We start from the raw sequence: 19,245 nt of genomic DNA on the forward strand, positions 1-19,245 counted from the left end.
GGCCGTGCTGATCCGCGTGTGCGGCGCCGTGCTCAGGCGATGTGGTCGGCCTCGAGCTCGGCGTGGTACCGGTTCTTGAAACCATGCATCAACTGGCGGAGCAGAGCCGCGCTGCGCGGGTGCCGCACGTTGTGCCGGTCCGACAGGTGTATGTCGAGGACCTCGATGCTGGGGTACGTGTGCTGCTGCCGCACGAACTCGGCGAAGGCCTCGTAGGCGATCTCGCTGAACTCCGCGTCCTCCTGCGCCCACTCCTCGGCCCACTCGTCGGCGGCCTCGACGACGGACTCCGGCTGCTGCGCGCGGAGGGGTGCCTGCCCCGGATCCTGCGCCTGCTGACCCGCCTCGGGGGCCATCGGCATCTGCTCGGTACGGGGACCGGGCACCGCGCCGATCGTGCCGACGTCGCCCAGCGGCCGGGTGCGGCCCCCGGGACCCGCCGGGATCATCACCGGAATCGGCTCCAGCCCCTCCACGTACATCGGGTTGTACGAACCCTCGTACGCCCCGTCCGGAACCGGCGCCGCGAACCACGGGCTGTCATGCGAACCGGGGCCCTCCACGGGCTGCTGAACCGGCTCCTGCTCGTCGGCCCACTCGCCGGGAACCGTCTGGGCGTACTGCTCCCGCTGCTGAACCGGCTGCGGATCCTGCTGCTCCTGCGGCGCCGCGGGCACGAGTTCGGGCTGGGACGCGGTCTCCACGGCCGCGGCGGCGACCTGGGCCGGGGCCGGCGGCAGCAGGACCGGCTCGATCCCGGCCGCGGCGAGCCCCGCGGGCCCCGTCTCGGCCAGCGGGACGCCGTACTTGGCGAGGCGCAGCGGCATCAGGGACTCGACGGGGGCCTTGCGGCGCCAGCTGCGGCCGAAGCGGGCCTGAAGCCGCGCCTGGTAGATCAACCGGTCCTGTTCGAGCTTGATGACCTGCTCGTAGGAGCGCAGCTCCCACAGCTTCATCCGCCGCCACAGCCGGAACGTCGGCACCGGGGAGAGCAGCCACCGGGTGAGGCGGACGCCCTCCATGTGCTTGTCGGCCGTGATGTCGGCGATCCGGCCCACCGCGTGGCGGGCGGCCTCTACGGACACGACGAACAGCACCGGGATCACCGCGTGCATGCCGGTGCCGAGCGGGTCGGGCCAGGCCGCGGCGCCGTTGAACGCGATCGTCGCCGCGGTCAGCAGCCAGGCCGTCTGACGCAGCAGCGGGAACGGGATGCGCAGCCAGGTCAGCAGCAGGTCCAGCGCGAGCAGGACGCAGATCCCGGCGTCGATGCCGATCGGGAAGACGAGCGAGAAGTCGCCGAAGCCCTTCTGCTCGGCGAGTTCGCGCACGGCCGCGTACGAGCCCGCGAAACCGATCGCCGCGATGAGCACCGCACCGGCGACCACGAGCCCGATGAGTATCCGGTGAGTGCGTGTCAGCTGCATCGCGGCCACCCGCGCCCCCTCCCCAATTCTTTGTCTCCGACGCCCGTTCCAGCGGGACGACTTCGAGTTCCGGCGGGCACAGCCTGGCACATGCCGGCGCGGGACGGCGCGCGGGGAGGGGCGAAGCCCGGTTCCCGCCCGGGAACCGGGCTTCGCCCCGGCAGCGGAGCGGTCAGCTCGTCTTCTTGCCCGAGGCCGACGCGGAGGCCTTCGCCTCGGCCCCGGCGGTGCTGGAGGGCTTGGGCGACGTGGACGGCTTCGGCGAGCCGCTCGGCTCTCCGCCGCCGTTGGCGGCCGCCACCGCGGCCACCGCCTCCTTCGCCGCCTTCTCGGCGCCCGCCAGGATGTCCGAGGCGGACGGGACCTTGGCGCCCGCGTAGCCCGCGCCGTTGTAGTTGACGGTGACGACGACGTTGCCCGTACGGGCGATGACCGTCGCGTACCGGAAGTCCTCACCCGTCTTGGTGAGGTCGTACGTGACCTTGGTGGCCGCTTCGCCGATCGAGCCGACGGGGGCCGTGGTGAGCTTCTTCGCACCCTCGGCCGCCTGGGCCTTGGCGATCTGCTTCGTGTAGTCCGCCTCGGCGCGCTCCGAGCCGCTGCCCAGCGACTGGTCGGACGCGAAGCGGGTGAAGCCGACGTCCAGCCAGCGGTACTGGGAACCCTTGACGCCGTTGTCGTCCAGGCCGTTCCAGGAGCAGCCGCCGCGGGCGGCGGTGTCGCTGGACTTGCCGCGGATGCCGCTCTTGTTCTTGGCCGAGGGCACCAGGGACTTGACCGTCTTCGCGGTGACCGACTTGCAGGGGTCGGGCAGTTCGGCGAACCTGGCCGGCGCGACGGCCGGTTCGGTCTTCGTCGCCTCCGGCGCCGCGGACGACGAGGAGGCGTCGTCCTTCTTGCCGTCGGAGTCCGACGAGCAGCCGGCGACGACGAGCATCACCGGAACGGCGGCGCAGGCGAGTATGCGGGCGAGTCGCGGGGCTGATCGGTGCATGGTTCCTTCACTCGGGTGGCGCGGCGTCGGGGTGCCGGACGGATCGGTGGGCAGGGACGGGCGGTCGGCCGGCGGGTGGTTCCGGAGGGCCACGGTACGACGGACCGGCCCCGGATGCCGCCTCGGCCGGAAGGTCCGCGGGCCGCCCCGCGGACCGTCCGGGGCGGCCGGGGACGGGGTTATCCGCTCAGCCCGTCGACCAGCTTCTCGCCCAGTGCCTGGGCCTTCTCCTGGAGTTCCTTGCTGTCGGGGACCTCGGTGGACAGGGCCGGCTGCGCGGTGTACTCGATGGTGACGATGACGTTCGATGTGCGGAACACCACGCTCACCGTGCGGTGCTGTGCGGTGGAACCTGCCCGGGTGAGCAGATCGTCCAGAAACGCACTGTCCCCGAGCTGGTCGAGGACACGGGGCTGAAGGTTCTCGGCGGGGCCGCCGGCCGTGTCGCCGCCCGCGTCGCCGCCGGTGCCGCCGTCCGGGGTCGCACCGGCGGCGTCGTCCGCGCTGCCGGTCGCGCCGGGGCCGGGTGTCGCGCCCGTCTTCCCGTCGGCTCCGCCCTTGCCTCCGGCCTCCCCGCTCCCCGTCGGTGACCCCTCGGGCGAAGCACTGCCCTTCTCGGCGTCGTCCGCGGGGGAGGCCGAGGGGAGGTCCGCGGCCTCCTCCTTCTTCGCGTACACCTCACGGGCACGGTCGTCGTCGCTCACGGCCGGGTCGTACGAGACGACCCGCTCGAAGTCGATGGCGATGCTGCGGGAGGAGTCGGGCGCGTCGGACTTCCAGCGGCAGCCGACGCGGCGGTCCGTGTCGAACGTTCCGGCGGGGGTGCCCTCGTACACCTTCTCCTGCTGGGCCTCGGGCAGCTGCGCGGCGCCGGGCAGCAGGTCCTTCAGGGTCGCGAGGGGGATGGCGCGGCAGGCCTCGGGAAGGGTGCGGTACTTGCCCGGGGGCGCGGCGGCGACGGCCAGGGTGCCGGGCTTGCTGTCGGTGGCGGATGCGTCGCCTTCGGTGCCGGCACTGCAGCCGGCGACGAGTGCCGCGATCAGCACGGCGCCTGGTACGTACGCCATTCGTCGCACGGTCCTGGGCTCCCTTCGCACGAAAAACGGTTGCCGCTCGATGGCGGCCGGTGGACACAATGTCTATCGCACGCGCCGCCGTGAATGCCGGTCGACCGACTCTTTTGCCGACCTTGGCACCGGTTTTGCGCTTTCGGTCTTTCCGGGGGAATCGAGGGGTTATGTCGTATGTAGAGGTGCCGGGTGCGAAGGTGCCCATCCGCATGTGGGCCGATCCGGCTTCGGTCGAGGACGTCGCCATGCAGCAGCTGCGCAACGTCGCCACCCTGCCGTGGATCAAGGGTCTGGCCGTGATGCCGGACGTCCACTTCGGCAAGGGCGCCACGGTCGGCTCGGTCATCGCGATGCACGGAGCGGTCTGCCCGGCGGCGGTGGGCGTGGACATCGGCTGCGGCATGTCCGCGGTGAAGACGTCCCTGACCGCCAACGACCTGCCCGGTGACCTCTCCCCGCTCCGGTCGAAGATCGAGCAGGCCATCCCGGTGGGCCGCGGGCTGCACGACGAGCCGGTGGATCCGGACCGGCTGCACGACCTCTCGGCGCCCCGCTGGGACGACTTCTGGGCTCGGTTCGACGGGGTGGCCGAAGCGGTCAAATTCCGTCAGGAACGTGCCACAAAGCAGATGGGAACGCTCGGCGGGGGGAATCATCACATCGAGGTCTCCCTGGACGAAGCCGACGCCGTGTGGCTGACACTGCACTCCGGATCACGGGCCATCGGCAAGGAACTTGCCGACTTCCACATCGGTCAGGCGCAGAAGCTGGCACACAACCAGGGCCTGGTCGACCGTGATCTGGCTGTCTTCCTTGCGGACACCCCGGAGATGGCGGCCTATCGTAACGATCTCTTCTGGGCGCAGGAGTACGCGAAGTACAACCGCGCGACGATGATGGCCATCCTGAAAAGCGTGGTGCGCAAGGAGTTCAAGAAGGCGAGCGTGACCTTCGGCCAGGAAGTCAGCTGCCACCACAACTACGTGGCGGAGGAGCGGTACGAGGGCATGGACCTGCTGGTCACCCGCAAGGGGGCGATTCGGGCGGGCAGCGGCGAACTGGGGATCATTCCGGGCTCGATGGGCACGGCCACATACATCGTGAAAGGCCTCGGCAACGAGAAGGCGTTCAATTCCGCCTCGCATGGAGCGGGCCGTCGAATGAGCCGTAACGCAGCCAAGAAGCGGTTCTCGACACGTGACCTGGTGGAGCAGACTCAAGGGGTTGAGTGCCGCAAGGACTCCGGCGTCGTGGACGAGATACCCGCCGCGTACAAGCCCATCGAGCAGGTCATGCAGCAGCAGCGCGACCTGGTCGAGGTCGTCGCGAAGCTGAAGCAGGTCGTCTGCGTGAAGGGCTGAAGCGTGGGCGGAGGCCGCCTTGGACGGCCTCCGCCCACGCTCGGGCTACTGGCTGGGTGTCCCGTCAGCGGGTGTGGGGATCCGGCCGGATTTCAGCCGCCACAGCCGCATCGAGCAACTGGCCTCACTCCGGTCGAGTTCAGGCGCCGCGGCGACGGCGCTGTCGAGCCGGACGAGGACCTCGTCCTCCCAGGGCTTCCAACGCCGATTCTTGCCGCGGGGCTTCACCCCCGGAGGGCGCTGCCAGGCGAAGACGGTTCCGGCAGCCTCCTGTTTGCGGCGCAGCGCGAGGCAGCCGGGGTAGTAGAGGTGTGCGGCCAGGCGTACGGCGGCTTCCATGGTGTACATGACGTTGTAGATGCCATCACGAGCGTTGCGTTTGATGTAGCGCTGAGCCCCGGTTACCTGCTTCGCGTAGAAGCAGAGGTAGGCCCCCACGGCTGTGCTGGCCGTGGTCAGGGACACGAAGGGGAATCCCTGGCCAGTGATGCCCACTGACCCGTCTGCGTCGATGACTCCGCGAAGGTAGTCGCGGGCTGAGAAGTCCACCCGGGGCGGCGTGATGCGCCGCGACTTTCGCCCGTAGGGGATCCCCAGCTCATTGATCAAGGACCTGGCTTCCAGGGAGCAGAGGGACCAGATCGCCGAGTGGTGGCGGTCGGCGAAGTTAGTGGCCCGGATGCGCTCGGTGATACTGCTGTGGTACGGGGTCAGCCGCTGGAACTCACGGAGAATCGCGACGTCCCGCACGTTGATTTCGACAGTCAGGCGCCCCTTTTGGCCGGATCCGGCGGAGAGATGGCCGTCTGCTTGAACGAAACCGAACATGTAGCTGTATTCGGGATCGGTGAGGTCCATGAACCCCGTTGAGCGGGGAACGAGATCGCTGACTTCGAAGAGTGCGGGCGCGTTAAGGTCGTGCTCAGCCACGGGAAGCCTCAGTTCCTCGGTGGTGAGGCTCTCGGCCGGGATTACAGTCCCGGCCGAGAGCCGTCTGAATGAGTTGTGACCGAGCGTATGCCGGGCGGGCGCCATCGCTTCGAGTGATCGAAAGGATTCGCCCGGACGGGTGATACGTGACTTTCGTCAGACCGTGCGGTGCACCTTCGAGTTGGAGGCCTGGGCGCGCGGGCGGACCACCAGGAGGTCGATGTTGACGTGGCTGGGGCGGGTGATGGCCCAGGTGATCGTGTCGGCCACGTCGTCCGCGGTGAGGGGGGCGTCGACGCCCGCGTAGACCTTGGCGGCCTTCTCCGCGTCGCCGCGGAAGCGGGTGGTGGCGAACTCCTCGGTCTTGACCATGCCGGGCGCGACCTCGATGACGCGGACCGGGGTGCCGACGATCTCGAGGCGCAGGGTCTCCGCCAGGACGTGCTCGCCGTGCTTGGCGGCCACGTAGCCGCCGCCGCCCTCGTAGGTGGAGAGGCCGGCGGTCGAGGAGAGGATGACCACCGTGCCGTTCCCGCTCGCGGTGAGGGCGGGGAGCAGGGCCTGGGTGACGTTGAGTGTGCCGATGACGTTGGTCTCGTACATCTGGCGCCAGTCCGCCGGGTCCCCGGTGGCCACCGGGTCCGCCCCGAGCGCGCCGCCCGCGTTGTTGACGAGGACGGCGAGGGTGCGGAAGGCGGTGGCGAACTCGTCCACCGCTGCCCGGTCGGTGACGTCCAGGGCGTAGGCCGTGGCCTCGTGACCCGCCTCGGTGATCTCGGCGGCGAGCGCCTCGATGCGGTCCTTGCGGCGGGCGGTCAGCACCACGCGGAAGCCGGCGGCCGCCAGCTGCCGGGCGGTCGCGGCGCCGATGCCGCTGCTCGCTCCGGTGATGACGGCGATGGGGGATGCGGCCATGGCGGGCTCCTCGGGCAGCTGATCGGTACGGGGCCAGGATAGGCAGGGGCGTGGTCAGTGGTTGCGGGGGGCGTACATGATCACGGCCATGCCGGCCAGGCAGATCAGCGCACCCGTCACGTCCCAGCGGTCGGGCCGGTAGCCGTCGGCGGCCATGCCCCAGGCGATCGACCCCACGACGAAGACTCCGCCGTACGCGGCGAGCACCCGGCCGAACTCGCCGTCGGGCTGAAGCGTGGCGACGAAGCCGTAGGCGGCCAGGGCGATGACGCCCCCGCCGATCCAGGCCCAGCCCCGATGCTCGCGGAATCCCTGCCAGACCAGCCAGGCGCCGCCGATCTCGAAGAGGGCGGCGACGACGAAGAGGGCGAGGGAGCGGAGCACGGACATGGGGGCAGGGTGCCATGGGTGCGCGGCCGGACGCGCCGAACCGGTGGGTAAATAAGGATAATTCGTGAGGATCTGTATCTTCAGTGCATGGTATTGAGGCGTAAGGCTCTGCTGGGGGTGGCCGCTGCGGCGGCGATGGCGTCGACACTGGCGCCGGGTGCGGGCGGGACGGCCGCGGCCGTCGGTGACCCCGTCGGCGCGTCCGCCCGTGCGCCCGGGGGTGCGGCCGGTGTGCGGAACATCGCGCCGGAGGCGGACGTCTCGCACCACGGGCACGTCTCGCTGTGGGGGTACGGGCTCGGGGTCTGGCTGCGCAGCGAGAACCGCGGGCCGTCGGACCTGGCGGGAGTGACCGTGCGGGTGCGGACCTCCGTACCGCTGGCCGCCCGCCAGGAGCTGCCGCGGGAGTGTCTGCGGGCCGGCCGGTCGACCGTGCTGTGCCGGACGGGCGCGTTGCGCGCGGACGGTTCCGCGCCGTGGCAGCTCGCCCTCGAACTGCGGCTCGCGGGCCGGCCGGCGGAGGTCGTCGTACGGATCGACACGGTGTGGAACGGCGGCGCGACCGACCGGAACGCGAAGAACAGCGAGCACGAGGTGCTGGCGCCCGCCACGGGGGACGAGTACGTCTTCTGACGCTGACCGTGGGCGGTGGCGAGGTCCCGCGCACCGGCTCTGGGCTCCGGTCCCCGGGGAAGTTCTCTGCTTCGTACACTCTCTGCATGCCGCAGAAGTCATCCACTCCGGGCCGCAGCATGCTGCTGGCCGAACTGGCCGTCACCTCGCGCCGCTACATGGCGTCGTACGCCCTGTTCAACCAGGCCCTGGCCGACCACCTGCGGCTGCACCCGACGGACCTGCAGTGCCTGAACCTGCTCGGTCTGGAGGCCGGGCCCGTCACCACGGGGCGGGTCGCGGAGCTGACCGGGCTCACCACCGGCTCGGCGACCCGGCTCGTCGACCGGCTGGAGCGGGCCGGGTACGTGACCCGCGCACGGGACACGGCCGACCGGCGGCGGGTGCTGGTGGCGACCGTGCCCGAGCGGATGGCGGAGTTCGGCGCGCTCTGGGAGCGGCTGAACGGCGGCTGGGCGGCCCTGTTCGAGGAGTACGGGGACGACGAGGTCGCCTTCCTCATCGCCCACATGCGGCGGACGGTGGAGCTGAGCGGCCAGCAGGTCGAGCGGCTGCGCGAGACGCCGTGACGGACCGGCACGCGGGCTCAGCCGCCTGACGGGCCCGGTCCGGCCAGGGCGTCGCCGAAGTCGCGGACCGCTTCGGTGACGATCGCCTCCAGGCGGGCGTGGTGCGCGCCGCGCCAGTACACCCGGCCGCACTCCGTGCACTGCGCGAAGACGTCGTAGGACCGCTGTGTGCCGTGCTCCAGCCGCGCGCTGACGGAGTCCTTGTCGGCGGCCGTCAAGGGTCCGTTGCATGCCGTGCACCGCGTCCACGGGGATAGGCGCGGCGCGAACCGTTCCAGTACGTCGCGCAACTGCGCCTCGGGGCGGTCACTGTAGACGTACGCCCCGGCCCAGATCTCGCGCCGGTGCAGCAGCCCTCGGTCCCGGGAGAGCAGGACCCGCCGTTCCTCGGCGGAGCGGGTGGCCAGCGCGGGGTCGCCGATGTCCTCGCTCTCGTACGCCGCGTCGACGCCGAGCAGCCGCAGGCGCCGCGCCAGGGTGCCGAGGTGGACGTCGAGCAGGAAGCGCAGGGGTGCGCCCGGAATGTGCTGCGGGCGCTGAACGGCCCGGACCTCGACCAGTTCGCCCGCCGCCGGAATGTGCGAGACCGGCACGGGGCGTCCGTCGACGAGGAGCTGTCCTGCCTCGGTGAGGGGGATGCCGAGTGATTCCACGACGTGGCCGAGGGTGGAGGAGCCGTCGGTGGTCACGGTGGTCCGGCCGCGACGGCGTTCGTGGGCGACGAAGAGGCGTAGTCCGGGGTCGACTTCGAGGTGGATCTCGGGTCCGTTCACCTGGTCAGGATGCCATCGGGGCGCGGGCACCGGCCAGGTGGTCCGGGAGGCGGGTGCGGGGCCGTCAGGCGCGGAAGGCGGCGGCGTGTCCGGCGGCCCAGGCCGCGAACGTACGGGCCGGGCGGCCGGTCAGTTTCTCCGTCTCGCCGGTGACTTCGGCGGCGGTGCCGTCCGTGGCGGCCCAGTAGTCGAGCAGGGCCTCGGCGATCGTCTCCGGCACGAAGGGCGACACGGCGTCCTTCCAGGCGGACCTGCTCACGGTGCGGAAGGTGGTGGGGCTGCCCGTCGCGGCGGCCAGCAGCTCGACCTGTTCGGCCGCGGTGAGGGATTCGGGGCCGGTCAGGTGGTAGGCCGAGCCCTGAAGCCGCGCGTCGGTGAGGACGGCGCGTGCGGCCTCGGCGATGTCGGCCTCGTCGATGGGGCTGGTCGCGCTGTGGGGGTAGGGCAGGTCGACGGGGCGGCCGGACCGGAAGGACTCCGACCACTGGTAGGCGTTGCCGGTGAAGGCTCCGGGGCGCAGCAGGGTCGTGGTGAGGGGTGAGCCGGTCAGCGCCTGCTCCACCGCGTGGTGGGAGGCGGCGATCGGGTTGGAGGCGGCGTCCGGGTCGAGGACGGAGCTGGAGGAGAGCAGGACGATGTGCGTGACGCCGGCGGTCTGCGCGGCGGCGAGGAAGGCGGTGATGTGGGACGGCTCGGCGTAGAGGAAGACGGAGTCGACGCCGTCCAGGGCCGGGGCGAAGGTGGCGGGGTCGCCGAGATCGCAGGCCACGGACGGGACGCCCGCCGGCAGCGAGAGCTCGCCGGGGTTGCGGGAGCCGGCACGCACGGGGTGGCCGCCCTGGTGCAGGAGTGAGACGAGCGTGGAGGCGACGCGGCCGCGGCAGCCGGTGACAAGGGTGGTCATGGAGGGTCTCCTCGGTGACGGGGTCGGAGGGTCCTGGCGGTCCCTCCGGTGGTTGTGCAGCACATAAGCTGCGTGACGCAGATAAATATCCAGGAGGCGGCTCTGTCCGTCAACCGCTTTGCGCGGCCCGCCGCGGGCGCGGCGTCCGCCGCCGGTGGGCGTCAGCGCTCCGGGTGGAGGTCCAGCCGCCAGTCGTTGGTCAGCAGCGGGTGCCCCGGCGGGTACTCGATCTCGCAGGAGCCGAGCAGGGTGAAGCCCGCTCTGCGGCACACCCCGTTCGACGCGGCGTTGTCCACGGACGGGTAGGCGTGCAGGTAGCGGTGCTTGTGCGCGGCGCGCGCCTGCCCGGCCACGGCCGCCGTCGCGGCCGACGCGATACCCCGGCCCTGGAACTCCGCGAGGACGGCCCACCCCGTCTCGTACACCTCCTGGCCCTGCCAGGTGCGTTCCCAGAAGCCGATGGTGCCCGCGGCCTCGGTCTCACCGGGCAGCGCGATGCGGAACATCCTGCCCCGGCCCTCCCGGTCCGCGCTCAGCGCCACGTAGCGGCCGTGCCGCCCTATGAGCTGCTCCTCCGTCTCGGGTCCGCCCAGATGGTCCGTCAGCTCCGGGGCGTTGGCGCGGCGGAGCAGCTCGAAGTCGCTGTCCGACCAGGGTTCGATCCGTACGGATGGTGCTGCGGTGCGCTCCATGTCAGAACTGTAGGGCGGGGCACCGACAGTCAGCGGGCGCCCAGCAGGGTCGGCGGGACGCCGACCGTCGCGGTGAAGTCTCTGACCAGGTGGGCCTGGTCGCTGTAGCCGAGGTCCGCGGCGAGTCCCGCCCAGTCCACCGCCGGGTCCGACTCGGCGCGTTCCAGCGCCTCGTGGATGCGGTAGCGGAGGATGACCCACTTGGGGCCGACGCCGACGTACGTGGCGAACAGGCGTTGCAGCGACCGCACCGACAGCCCTTCGGCCCGGGCCAGTTCACCGACGCGGCGGACCGTGCGGTCCGTGCGGACGAGGTCGGCCAGGGCCATCGCCCGGTCGGCCTGCGGATCCGGCCGCGGGCCGAGCGCCAGCAGGTACGCGTCGAGTGCCGCGACCCGCGCGTCCTCCTGGGCGGGGTCCAGCACGGCCGACGGCGGCGCGGGCGGCGCGAAGACCTGGGAGGCCGGGACCCGGCGGCCCGTCCACTCGGACACCGGCCGGTCCGGGGCGAACGGCCGGAAGCCGCCCGGCCGGAACTGGACACCGCAGACCCGGCCCCGCCCCTCCAGCTTCTGCGTGAACAGTTCCAGGCCGATGCCCGAGACCTCCGCGAACCCGGTGTCCTCGTCGCCGCAGCCCGGGTACCGCTCGAAGACCAGGTTGACGCTGGGGTGCGGGACCAGGTGGGAGGCGTACGGCCGGCGCAGGTCCCAGTCCATCAGCCAGTAGTGCTCCAGGTACGGGCGCAGCGCGGGGGCGGGCTCGCGGCGCCGGAAGCGTACGTGTGTGAAGAGCTCGGGGGCGTCGACGATGCCCCGGGTGTCGCGTCGGGGACCTGGGGAGCCGGGCATGGCTGCCGATCCTATGACGGCGCGACGGGGCGAAACCTGTCGGGCGCGTTACCGGCTCGTCCGCGCGGGTGCCGGGGGCCGTTCGCGGTCCCGGCCGCCGGCCGCCTCGGGCCCGACGCGGGTGGCCGGAACGCGCAGGTCCGTGGAGCCGGTGTAGAGCGTGCCGAGGGACGTGTAGGCGCCGTCCACGATCTGCTCGGCCTCCACGAGCGTCGCGCGTCCGGCGAGGCGGGCCGCCTGATGGGTGTACGGGGACGGCGGCGCCGGGTGCCGGCGCCGCCACCAGGTCTCACCTGCCGTCCAGATGCCGGAGGCGCAGACCAGTACGGGAATGGACAGAGCCAGCAGAGTGTCGCCCACGGCAGGCCTCCTTCAGTGTCGGTGCCTCCTGCATCGGCAGGTCCGGCAGGACGACTGGAGATCGTTCTTCGGCCAATGAATGGCCGGATAGGGATGGCTGAAGGATGCCGTTCGTGCAGGTGGGCGGCGGGGGTGACGCCGGGTGGGCCGTGTGTTCGGCGCGGCCCGCTCAGCGGGGTGCGTGTTCGGCGGGCGTGTGTTCAGTGGGGGAGCGGTCGCCCTGACGGGGGTGCACGGATCCGGCGGGGGATCCGGCCGGCGGCGGGTGCGGGGACCGGAAGGTGAACGCCTCCGGCCCTTCGCCGGCTTCGCGGATCAGGGCGATGCGGCTCATCGCCTCGTCGACGCTCGGGCGGTGTCCCGCGGGGACCCACCACAGGGCCACGTAGAAGTCGGCGAGGCGCTCGAACCACTCCCGGCGGCGCGCCAGCACCTTGAGGTGGTCGCTGCGGTACGTGTAGTCGCGCAGCGCCTCGACCGATTCCCAGACCGAGCAGTTGATCAGGAGCAGGTCGTCGTCGTCCTGGGGACGCAGGTTCGTGGCGTCGGCTCCGCTGTCGTCGACCAGGCGCCAGACGAAGCCGGGAGCCCGATCGGCGACGGCGTTGATCTCCGCGAGCTGGGCGACGAAGCCGGCCAGTTGAGGGCTGTCGAGCGGGGCAAGCATGCGCCCGACGTTGACTTGGGCAAGGTGGAAGTCGCTCACGGGGCCAAGCATGCCCGGGTGAACCTTCTAAAGTCAACGAACTTTGTTTTTAGGATGGGGCGGCTTCGGACTCCGCTCCGGGTGGGGGGCCGGATGCGTCGTCCGGCCCGGCTTCGGCGGGACGCAGGGCCACGCAGCACCCCCGCGGGAGGGGGTCCATCGCCGCGCTCCACCGGTCCCCGTCCGGCAGCCCCGTGAGCAGTCCCTCGATTCCGGCCAGGTTCATCCCGCAGACCAGGGCGGGGAACTGCTCGGCCAGGGCGTGGAACGGGCAGTTGTTCAGCCGTACGGTCGCCCCGTCCCGGAACGGCTCGTAACCGCGTGACCGCAGGACCTCGACCGGATCCGTCCCGCCCTCCGCGGCGCTGCCGGACGCCTCCCCGTCGGCCCGCGCCGCCGCCTGCAGTTCACCGTCGAGCCCGGCCTGCTCCACGACCTCGGCCAGCAGGCGGCTCGCCGTGTCGTAGGACCGGGGCGGCACCGACACCGCGCGCTCCCCCTCGGCCCTCCGGTACAGCTTCGAGGGCCGGCCGGCCCCTGGTCCGCTGCGTCCCGAAAGCCGCCGGAAGGACACCTCCAGCAGTCCGGCCTCGACCAGCTTGTCCAGGTGGAACGCGGCCAGGGAGCGCGACACCCCCACCGCTTCGGCCGCGGCGTCCCGCCCGACCTCGCCCGGCGTCCCGGTGACGTGCCGGTACAGTCCACGCCGCACCGGGTCCCCCAGTGCGGTCAGCGCCTCCAGGGCGGCATCCTCGCTGCTCACGCGGCAATTCTATAACTAACAGCGATTGACGACGGGATCGCCGGACGGCGGCGGTCAGGGCCAGACCAGGCAGTACGCCTGATGCCCCGCGTCATGCAGCCGGTGGGAGAAGTCCTGCCACTCGTGGAGCAGTTGGTAGACGTTGAACGCGTCACGCGGGCCGCCGCGGTCCGGGACCGTCGACCAGATGAAGGCCGCGGCCCCCACGGACTCCTCGCCCACGCCGAGCAGCGGGTCCACGACCGTCATGGGGAGCTTGACCACCGCGTAGTCGGGATGCAGCACGACCAGCTCCAGCGGCGGGACCTTGTGCAGGGGTATGCCCTGTATGCCGGTGAGGACCATCGCGGCCACGGTCTCCGGCTTGATCTTGGTGAACATGCCGCCCATGCCCAGCTCGTCACCGCCGAGCTCCTCGGGGCGCATGGAAATGGGCACGCGTGCGGCCGTGGCGCCGTCGGGGGCGCCGAAGTACTTGTAGGTCACCCCCATGCCGCCACTGCTCCTGCTTCCGGCTCCGACCTGCGCACCACCGGCCTGTATGCCCTGATTGCGCTCAGCCTCGCGCCGGTGCCGACCTCGCCGGGCAGGCTCGGGCCCCAGGTCGTCGGTCCCTTCGCCCACTCCGCCACCGCGATGCATATCTCATCCACCCGACTACTAACTAGGAGACACAGCCCCCGCCGCGTAACCCGATCATCGTGTCAGTGACCTCCCCCACGGGCGTGCGGTGAAACACCCGTCCGCAAGACCGTCCGTGGCTCTGACACCATGGCATGTGTGAGCTTTCCTTATAGCGCCCCAGTTTCGCAGACGCTTTTCGACCGCGCGTCCCTCGTGACGCCCGGTGGCGTGAACTCTCCCGTACGGGCCTTCCGGGCCGTGGGCGGTACGCCCCGCTTCATGGTCTCCGGTACCGGTCCGTACCTCACCGATGCCGATGGTCGTGAGTACGTCGACCTCGTGTGCTCGTGGGGGCCGATGATTCTCGGCCATTCCCACCCCGACGTCATCGCCGCCGTCCAGGAGGCCGTCGCCCGCGGTACCTCGTTCGGTACGCCCGGCGAGGGCGAGGTCGCGCTCGCCGAGGAGATCGTGGCCCGGGTCGAGCCCGTGGAGCAGGTGCGGCTCGTGTCGTCCGGCACCGAGGCGACCATGTCCGCGATCCGCCTCGCCCGCGGCTTCACCGGCCGGGCGAAGATCGTGAAGTTCGCCGGCTGCTACCACGGTCACGTCGACGCGCTGCTCGCCGCCGCCGGGTCCGGGCTGGCGACCTTCGGCCTGCCGGACACGCCGGGCGTCACCGGCGCCCAGGCCGGCGACACGATCGTGCTGCCCTACAACGACCTGGAGGCCGTACGGGCCGCCTTCGCCGCGCAGCCCGGCGAGATCGCCTGTGTGATCACCGAGGCGTCGCCCGGCAACATGGGCGTCGTGCCGCCGCTGGACGGTTTCAACGCGGGCCTCAAGGAGCTCTGCGCGGCCAACGGGGCGCTGTACATCTCCGACGAGGTCATGACCGGGTTCCGTACGTCGAAGGCCGGCTGGTTCGGCGTCGACGGGGTGCGCCCCGACCTGATGACGTTCGGCAAGGTCATGGGCGGCGGCTTCCCGGCCGCGGCGTTCGGCGGCCGTGCCGACGTGATGGCGCACCTGGCCCCGGCCGGCCCCGTCTACCAGGCGGGCACCCTCTCCGGCAATCCGGTCGCCACCGCCGCCGGTCTCGCCCAGCTGCGCCTCCTGGACGACGCCGCGTACGCGAAGGTCGACGCGGTCTCGGCGGAGATCCGGGGGCTGGTGAGCCAGGCCCTGGACAAGGAAGGGGTCGCCCACACCGTGCAGGCGGCGAGCAACATGTTCTCCGTCTTCTTCACGGACGGTCCGGTGCGCGACTACGAGGACGCCAAGCGGCAGGAAGCTTTCCGCTACACGCCGTTCTTCCACTCGATGCTGGCGCAGGGCGTGTACCTCCCGCCGTCCGCGTTCGAGTCGTGGTTCGTCTCCACCGCCCACGACACCCGGGCCGTGGAGCGGATCGCCGCCGCTCTGCCCGCCGCAGCCCGCGCCGCCTCGGAGGCCACCGCATGAGCGAGACCAGCAGCACCGCAGCCGGCGACGCCGGACGCAAGGACATCACCGTCGTCCACCTGATGCGCCACGGAGAGGTGCACAACCCGGAAGGCGTGCTGTACGGCCGCCGTTCCGGCTACCACCTCTCCGAGCTCGGCCGGCAGATGGCCGACCGGGTCGCCGAGCACCTCGACAAGCGCGACATCACGCACGTCGTCGCCTCCCCGCTGGAGCGGGCCCAGGAGACGGCGACGCCGATCGCCAAGACCCACGGCCTGGACCTCGCCACCGACGAGCGGCTCATCGAGGCCGCCAACGTCTTCGAGGGCAAGACCTTCGGCGTCGGCGACGGGGCGCTGCGCAAGCCGGACAACTGGAAGCACCTGACGAACCCCTTCCGGCCCTCGTGGGGTGAGCCGTACATCGAGCAGGTCGTCCGGATGATGGGCGCGCTCGACGCGGCGCGCGACGCGGCGCGCGGTCATGAGGCGGTGTGCGTCAGCCACCAGCTGCCGATCTGGATCGTCCGCAGCTTCGTGGAGCGGCGGCGGCTGTGGCACGACCCGCGCAAGCGGCAGTGCACGCTCGCCTCGCTGACCAGCTTCACGTACCAGGGCGACAAGATCGTGTCGGTCGGGTACTCGGAGCCGGCGCGGGATCTGGTGCCGGCGCATCTGCTGGCGGGGGCGAAGCCGGTGAAGGGGGCGTCCAAGGGGTTCGGCGCGTAGCCGGCCCGGGGGCCCTCGGGTCCGGGTCCGCCCCGCTCTGGCCGACGGGTGGGCCCGGTGCGTCCGGTGACCGTTCGTGTCCTCCCCTCCCTCCCCTTCCGTAGCCCCGAGGACGTGAGGGGAACCCCGCGACGGGCTTGATCCCGGCCGCTGCGAACAGCGCTGCGGCCGCTTCGGGACCCGCGTGATCGCTGGTGCGCCAACCGGGCGGAATGTGGACGTCCGGGGTTTCCGCGTGCCGTTTTCCGGTGGCTTCGGGGCCGGTCCGGTGCGCGGCACGTCTGGAGGCTGGTTCCGTAAAGAATCGTGTGCTAATTCGGGGAACGCCCGTGTTGCTTCACCCATCTAAGCCTTTGGCAGTTTGTATGTACTTAGGGCAAAACGACCGCAGATGGGAACGGTATGCGCGACATCAGCCGAAGGGGTTTGCTCGGAGCCGGGCTTGGGGCCGCGGCCGCCGTCGGGATGGCGGGCTGCAGTTCCTCCGGCGGATCCGGTACGGGTGGGACCGGGCCGGACAAGGGCGCCAGGGGTGAGAAGGGCGCCGACGGTGCGGTCAAGGGCCACGGCCCGGCGAAGAAGAACGTACGCGCCATCGGCGACGGTTCCACCGCCGACACCGGGAAGCAGCCGCGCCAGCCGGCCGCGCCCGTGCCGCTCGAACCCGGCCAGACGCCGCCGCAGTTCGTGATCTTTTCCTGGGACGGCGCCGGCGAGGTCGGCAACGGACTGTTCCCGCGTTTTCTGGAACTCGCCAGGGAACACGATGCCGCGATGACCTTCTTCCTCTCCGGGATCTACCTGCTGCCCGAATCGAAGAAATCCCTCTACCGGCCGCCCAACAACCCCATCGGCGCCTCCGACATCGGATATCTCACCGACGGTCACATCAAGGAGACGCTGAAGAACGTGCGCGAGGCATGGATCGACGGCCATGAGATCGGGACGCACTTCAACGGGCATTTCTGCGCCGGCTCCGGATCGGTGGGCAACTGGTCGGCCTCCCAGTGGCAGAGCGAAATCGATCAGTCGATCTCCTTCGTCACCGAATGGCGCACCAACACCGGCTGGACCGACCTCGATCCGCTGCCCTTCGATTACCGCAAGGAACTCGTCGGCGGCCGCACCCCCTGTCTGCTCGGACAGGACAATCTGCTGCCCACCGCGAAGAAGCTGGGCTGGCGCTACGACGCAAGTTCGCCCGGCGGCACCCAGGTCTGGCCCACCAAGCGCATGGACGTGTGGGACCTGCCGCTCCAGGGCATCCCGTTCCCCGGCCACAGCTTCGAGGTCCTCTCCATGGACTACAACATCCTGGCCAACCAGTCCCAGAATTCGACCAAGGGAATGCCCTCCCGCTATCCGGGCTGGCGCAACCAGGCCACCCAGGCGTACATCAACGGTTTCCAGCGCGCCTACGAGACGAACCGCGCGCCGTTCTACATCGGAAACCACTTCGAGGAGTGGAACGGCGGCATCTATATGGACGCCGTCGAGGACGCGCTCAAGCACATCGCCGGGAAGCCGGACGTGCGCCTCGTCTCCTTCCGCCAGTTCGTCGACTGGCTCGACGTCCAGGACCCCGCGGTGCTCGCGAAGCTTCGTACGCTGGAGGTCGGTCAGGCACCCGCGGGTGGCTGGAACGCGTTCTTTAAACAAGCCTGACAACGGGCTTTACGGGCACCGAGGGGGGTGCCCAAGATCCCCGAAACCGCCATGCGAAACTTTTCACATGAGCTATGGCCGCGCATCCCGACGCCGCTTCACCCTGCTCGCCGCCCCCGCGGCGGCCGTCGCGCTCGCGCTGACGCTGAGCGCGTGCGGCTCGGACGGCAAGACCGGTGGCGGCGGTGACACGCACTTCGTCACCGGCAGTGGCGGGATCTCCACCGTGGCCAAGGGCAAGCGCGCCGACGCCCCCGAGCTCGACGGTGAGAGCCTGGACGGCAAGCAGCTCGACCTCGCCGACTACAAGGGCAAGGTCGTCGTCCTGAACGCGTGGGGGTCGTGGTGCGGCCCCTGCCGCCTGGAGGCCAAGCACTTCGCGAAGGTCGCGAACGAGACCGCCGGCCAGGGCGTCCAGTTCCTCGGGATCAACACCAGGGACCCGCAGCGGGGCCCGGCGCTCAGCTTCGAGAAGGACTGGAACGTCACCTACCCCAGCTTCTACGACCCGGCGGGCAAGCTCATGCTGCGCTTCCCCAAGGGCACGCTCAACCTTCAGACGATCCCCTCCACGCTCGTCATCGACCGGGACGGGAAGATCGCCGCACGCTCGCTGGCCGCGCTCGACGCCACCAAGCTGCACAAGATGATCGACCCGTTGATCGCGGAGAAGTGATCAGGTGACCGTCCTCGCCGTCGCCACCCAGAACGAGACCGTCCTGAGCGGGGCCCTGCTGGTCGCTCTGCCCATCGCCCTGCTCGGCGGACTCGTCTCCTTCTTCTCGCCGTGCGTCCTGCCGCTCGTCCCCGGCTACCTCAGTTACGTCACCGGGGTCAGCGGCACGGATCTCGGCGACGCCCGGCGCGGCAGAACCGTCGCGGGCGCCTCGCTGTTCGTGATCGGCTTCACCGCCGTGTTCGTCTCCGGTGGAGCGCTCTTCGGCTACTTCGGCCAGACCCTCCAGGAGTACAGCGGGATCCTCTCCAAGGTCCTCGGCGTGCTGATGATCCTGATGGGCGTCTTCTTCATGGGCCTGATGCCGTGGATGACGCAGCGTGAGTTCCGTATCCACAGGAAGCCGGTCACCGGGCTGGTGGGCGCCCCGCTGCTCGGCGCCCTCTTCGGGATCGGCTGGACCCCCTGCCTCGGGCCGACACTCGCCTCCGTCAACGCGCTGGCCTTCACCGAGGCGACCGCGGGACGCGGGGCCATACTGTCCGTGGCCTACTGCCTCGGCCTCGGCATCCCGTTCGTGCTCGCCGCCCTCGCCTTCCGCAAGGCACTCGGCGCGTTCACCTGGGTCAAGCGCCACTACGTCTGGGTCATGCGCATCGGCGGCGGCATGATGATCGTGACCGGGTTGCTCCTGCTGACCGGCGCGTGGAGCAGCATGATGCAGGAACTGCAGGGCTGGTCGACCGGCTTCACGGTGGGGATCTGAGT

At 70.9% G+C, this 19,245-nt stretch carries 22 protein-coding genes; 8 read left to right on the plus strand and 14 right to left on the minus strand.

Annotation, left to right across the window (positions count from 1 at the left end; translation table 11 throughout):
* Window positions 1-32 precede the first annotated feature (32 nt).
* The 3 genes from E6R60_RS35170 to E6R60_RS35180 all read right to left on the minus strand — a co-directional run bounded on the left by E6R60_RS35170 (window position 33) and on the right by E6R60_RS35180 (window position 3,488).
* On the minus strand, window positions 33-1,436 hold the full coding sequence (locus E6R60_RS35170) for a DUF2637 domain-containing protein (RefSeq protein WP_206309602.1): 1,404 nt from the start codon (window positions 1,434-1,436) through the stop codon (window positions 33-35).
* 163 nt (window positions 1,437-1,599) lie between these two features.
* Entirely contained in the window at window positions 1,600-2,421 is an 822-nt protein-coding gene (locus E6R60_RS35175) for a DUF3558 family protein (protein WP_136330796.1), read from the minus strand.
* A gap of 179 nt (window positions 2,422-2,600) precedes the next feature.
* A complete protein-coding gene (locus tag E6R60_RS35180; protein WP_136330797.1) occupies window positions 2,601-3,488 on the minus strand; it encodes a DUF3558 domain-containing protein in 888 nt (295 codons plus the stop codon).
* Between the two features lie 170 nt (window positions 3,489-3,658).
* On the opposite strand from E6R60_RS35180, the gene E6R60_RS35185 reads away from it, so the two are divergent.
* Window positions 3,659-4,852 (plus strand): RtcB family protein, encoded by a 1,194-nt coding sequence (locus tag E6R60_RS35185; RefSeq protein WP_136330798.1) that lies wholly within the window; start codon window positions 3,659-3,661, stop codon window positions 4,850-4,852.
* Window positions 4,853-4,897: 45 nt separating this feature from the next.
* On the opposite strand, the gene E6R60_RS35190 is transcribed toward E6R60_RS35185, so the two are convergent.
* The 3 genes from E6R60_RS35190 to E6R60_RS35200 all read right to left on the minus strand — a co-directional run bounded on the left by E6R60_RS35190 (window position 4,898) and on the right by E6R60_RS35200 (window position 7,087).
* Window positions 4,898-5,782: a hypothetical protein gene (locus tag E6R60_RS35190; RefSeq protein ID WP_136330799.1), complete on the minus strand. Its 885-nt coding sequence runs from the start codon at window positions 5,780-5,782 to the stop codon at window positions 4,898-4,900.
* Between the two features lie 156 nt (window positions 5,783-5,938).
* Entirely contained in the window at window positions 5,939-6,697 is a 759-nt protein-coding gene (locus E6R60_RS35195; RefSeq protein ID WP_136330800.1) for an SDR family oxidoreductase, read from the minus strand.
* Between the two features lie 54 nt (window positions 6,698-6,751).
* Window positions 6,752-7,087, minus strand: coding sequence for a YnfA family protein (locus E6R60_RS35200; RefSeq protein WP_136330801.1), 336 nt, complete (start codon window positions 7,085-7,087; stop codon window positions 6,752-6,754).
* A gap of 87 nt (window positions 7,088-7,174) precedes the next feature.
* Between E6R60_RS35200 and E6R60_RS35205 the strand changes: the two genes are divergently transcribed.
* Window positions 7,175-7,720 (plus strand): hypothetical protein, encoded by a 546-nt coding sequence (locus E6R60_RS35205; protein WP_206309603.1) that lies wholly within the window; start codon window positions 7,175-7,177, stop codon window positions 7,718-7,720.
* Between the two features lie 86 nt (window positions 7,721-7,806).
* Entirely contained in the window at window positions 7,807-8,289 is a 483-nt protein-coding gene (locus tag E6R60_RS35210; RefSeq protein ID WP_136330802.1) for a MarR family winged helix-turn-helix transcriptional regulator, read from the plus strand.
* Window positions 8,290-8,306: 17 nt separating this feature from the next.
* Here E6R60_RS35210 and E6R60_RS35215 read toward each other — a convergent pair whose 3' ends face one another.
* The 8 genes from E6R60_RS35215 to E6R60_RS35250 form a co-directional block, all read right to left on the minus strand.
* Window positions 8,307-9,062 carry a Mut7-C RNAse domain-containing protein gene (locus E6R60_RS35215; protein WP_136330803.1) on the minus strand — a complete coding sequence of 252 codons (756 nt, stop codon included), beginning with the start codon at window positions 9,060-9,062 and terminating at the stop codon, window positions 8,307-8,309.
* Between the two features lie 64 nt (window positions 9,063-9,126).
* Window positions 9,127-9,966 (minus strand): NAD(P)H-binding protein, encoded by an 840-nt coding sequence (locus E6R60_RS35220; RefSeq protein WP_136330804.1) that lies wholly within the window; start codon window positions 9,964-9,966, stop codon window positions 9,127-9,129.
* A 161-nt stretch (window positions 9,967-10,127) separates the two neighbouring features.
* Entirely contained in the window at window positions 10,128-10,658 is a 531-nt protein-coding gene (locus E6R60_RS35225; protein ID WP_136330805.1) for a GNAT family N-acetyltransferase, read from the minus strand.
* Between the two features lie 29 nt (window positions 10,659-10,687).
* Window positions 10,688-11,509, minus strand: coding sequence for a helix-turn-helix domain-containing protein (locus E6R60_RS35230; protein WP_136330806.1), 822 nt, complete (start codon window positions 11,507-11,509; stop codon window positions 10,688-10,690).
* 48 nt (window positions 11,510-11,557) lie between these two features.
* Window positions 11,558-11,869 carry a hypothetical protein gene (locus tag E6R60_RS35235; protein WP_136330807.1) on the minus strand — a complete coding sequence of 104 codons (312 nt, stop codon included), beginning with the start codon at window positions 11,867-11,869 and terminating at the stop codon, window positions 11,558-11,560.
* 169 nt (window positions 11,870-12,038) lie between these two features.
* On the minus strand, window positions 12,039-12,575 hold the full coding sequence (locus E6R60_RS35240) for a DUF3291 domain-containing protein (RefSeq protein ID WP_136330808.1): 537 nt from the start codon (window positions 12,573-12,575) through the stop codon (window positions 12,039-12,041).
* A 49-nt stretch (window positions 12,576-12,624) separates the two neighbouring features.
* Window positions 12,625-13,338, minus strand: a complete 714-nt coding sequence (locus E6R60_RS35245; protein ID WP_136330809.1) for a helix-turn-helix domain-containing protein — start codon at window positions 13,336-13,338, stop codon at window positions 12,625-12,627.
* Window positions 13,339-13,392: 54 nt separating this feature from the next.
* Window positions 13,393-13,980: a hypothetical protein gene (locus E6R60_RS35250; RefSeq protein ID WP_136330810.1), complete on the minus strand. Its 588-nt coding sequence runs from the start codon at window positions 13,978-13,980 to the stop codon at window positions 13,393-13,395.
* A 129-nt stretch (window positions 13,981-14,109) separates the two neighbouring features.
* On the opposite strand from E6R60_RS35250, the gene hemL reads away from it, so the two are divergent.
* From hemL to E6R60_RS35275, 5 genes are all read left to right on the plus strand, one after another.
* Window positions 14,110-15,426, plus strand: a complete 1,317-nt coding sequence (gene hemL, locus E6R60_RS35255; RefSeq protein ID WP_136330811.1) for a glutamate-1-semialdehyde 2,1-aminomutase — start codon at window positions 14,110-14,112, stop codon at window positions 15,424-15,426.
* The gene (locus E6R60_RS35260; RefSeq protein WP_136330812.1) at window positions 15,423-16,136 is read left to right on the plus strand and encodes a histidine phosphatase family protein; all 714 of its coding nucleotides are present in this window, start codon (window positions 15,423-15,425) and stop codon (window positions 16,134-16,136) included. Before hemL ends, E6R60_RS35260 begins: the two co-directional genes overlap by 4 nt.
* A 402-nt stretch (window positions 16,137-16,538) precedes the next feature.
* Window positions 16,539-17,801 (plus strand): hypothetical protein, encoded by a 1,263-nt coding sequence (locus E6R60_RS35265; protein WP_136330813.1) that lies wholly within the window; start codon window positions 16,539-16,541, stop codon window positions 17,799-17,801.
* Window positions 17,802-17,868: 67 nt separating this feature from the next.
* Window positions 17,869-18,477 carry a TlpA disulfide reductase family protein gene (locus tag E6R60_RS35270; RefSeq protein WP_136330814.1) on the plus strand — a complete coding sequence of 203 codons (609 nt, stop codon included), beginning with the start codon at window positions 17,869-17,871 and terminating at the stop codon, window positions 18,475-18,477.
* Window positions 18,478-18,481: 4 nt separating this feature from the next.
* Window positions 18,482-19,243 carry a cytochrome c biogenesis protein CcdA gene (locus tag E6R60_RS35275; protein ID WP_136330815.1) on the plus strand — a complete coding sequence of 254 codons (762 nt, stop codon included), beginning with the start codon at window positions 18,482-18,484 and terminating at the stop codon, window positions 19,241-19,243.
* Window positions 19,244-19,245: the final 2 nt, after the last annotated feature.

It is taken from the genome of Streptomyces sp. A0642 (assembly GCF_004795105.1).
In the GTDB taxonomy this organism is placed as follows: Bacteria; Actinomycetota; Actinomycetes; order Streptomycetales; family Streptomycetaceae; genus Streptomyces.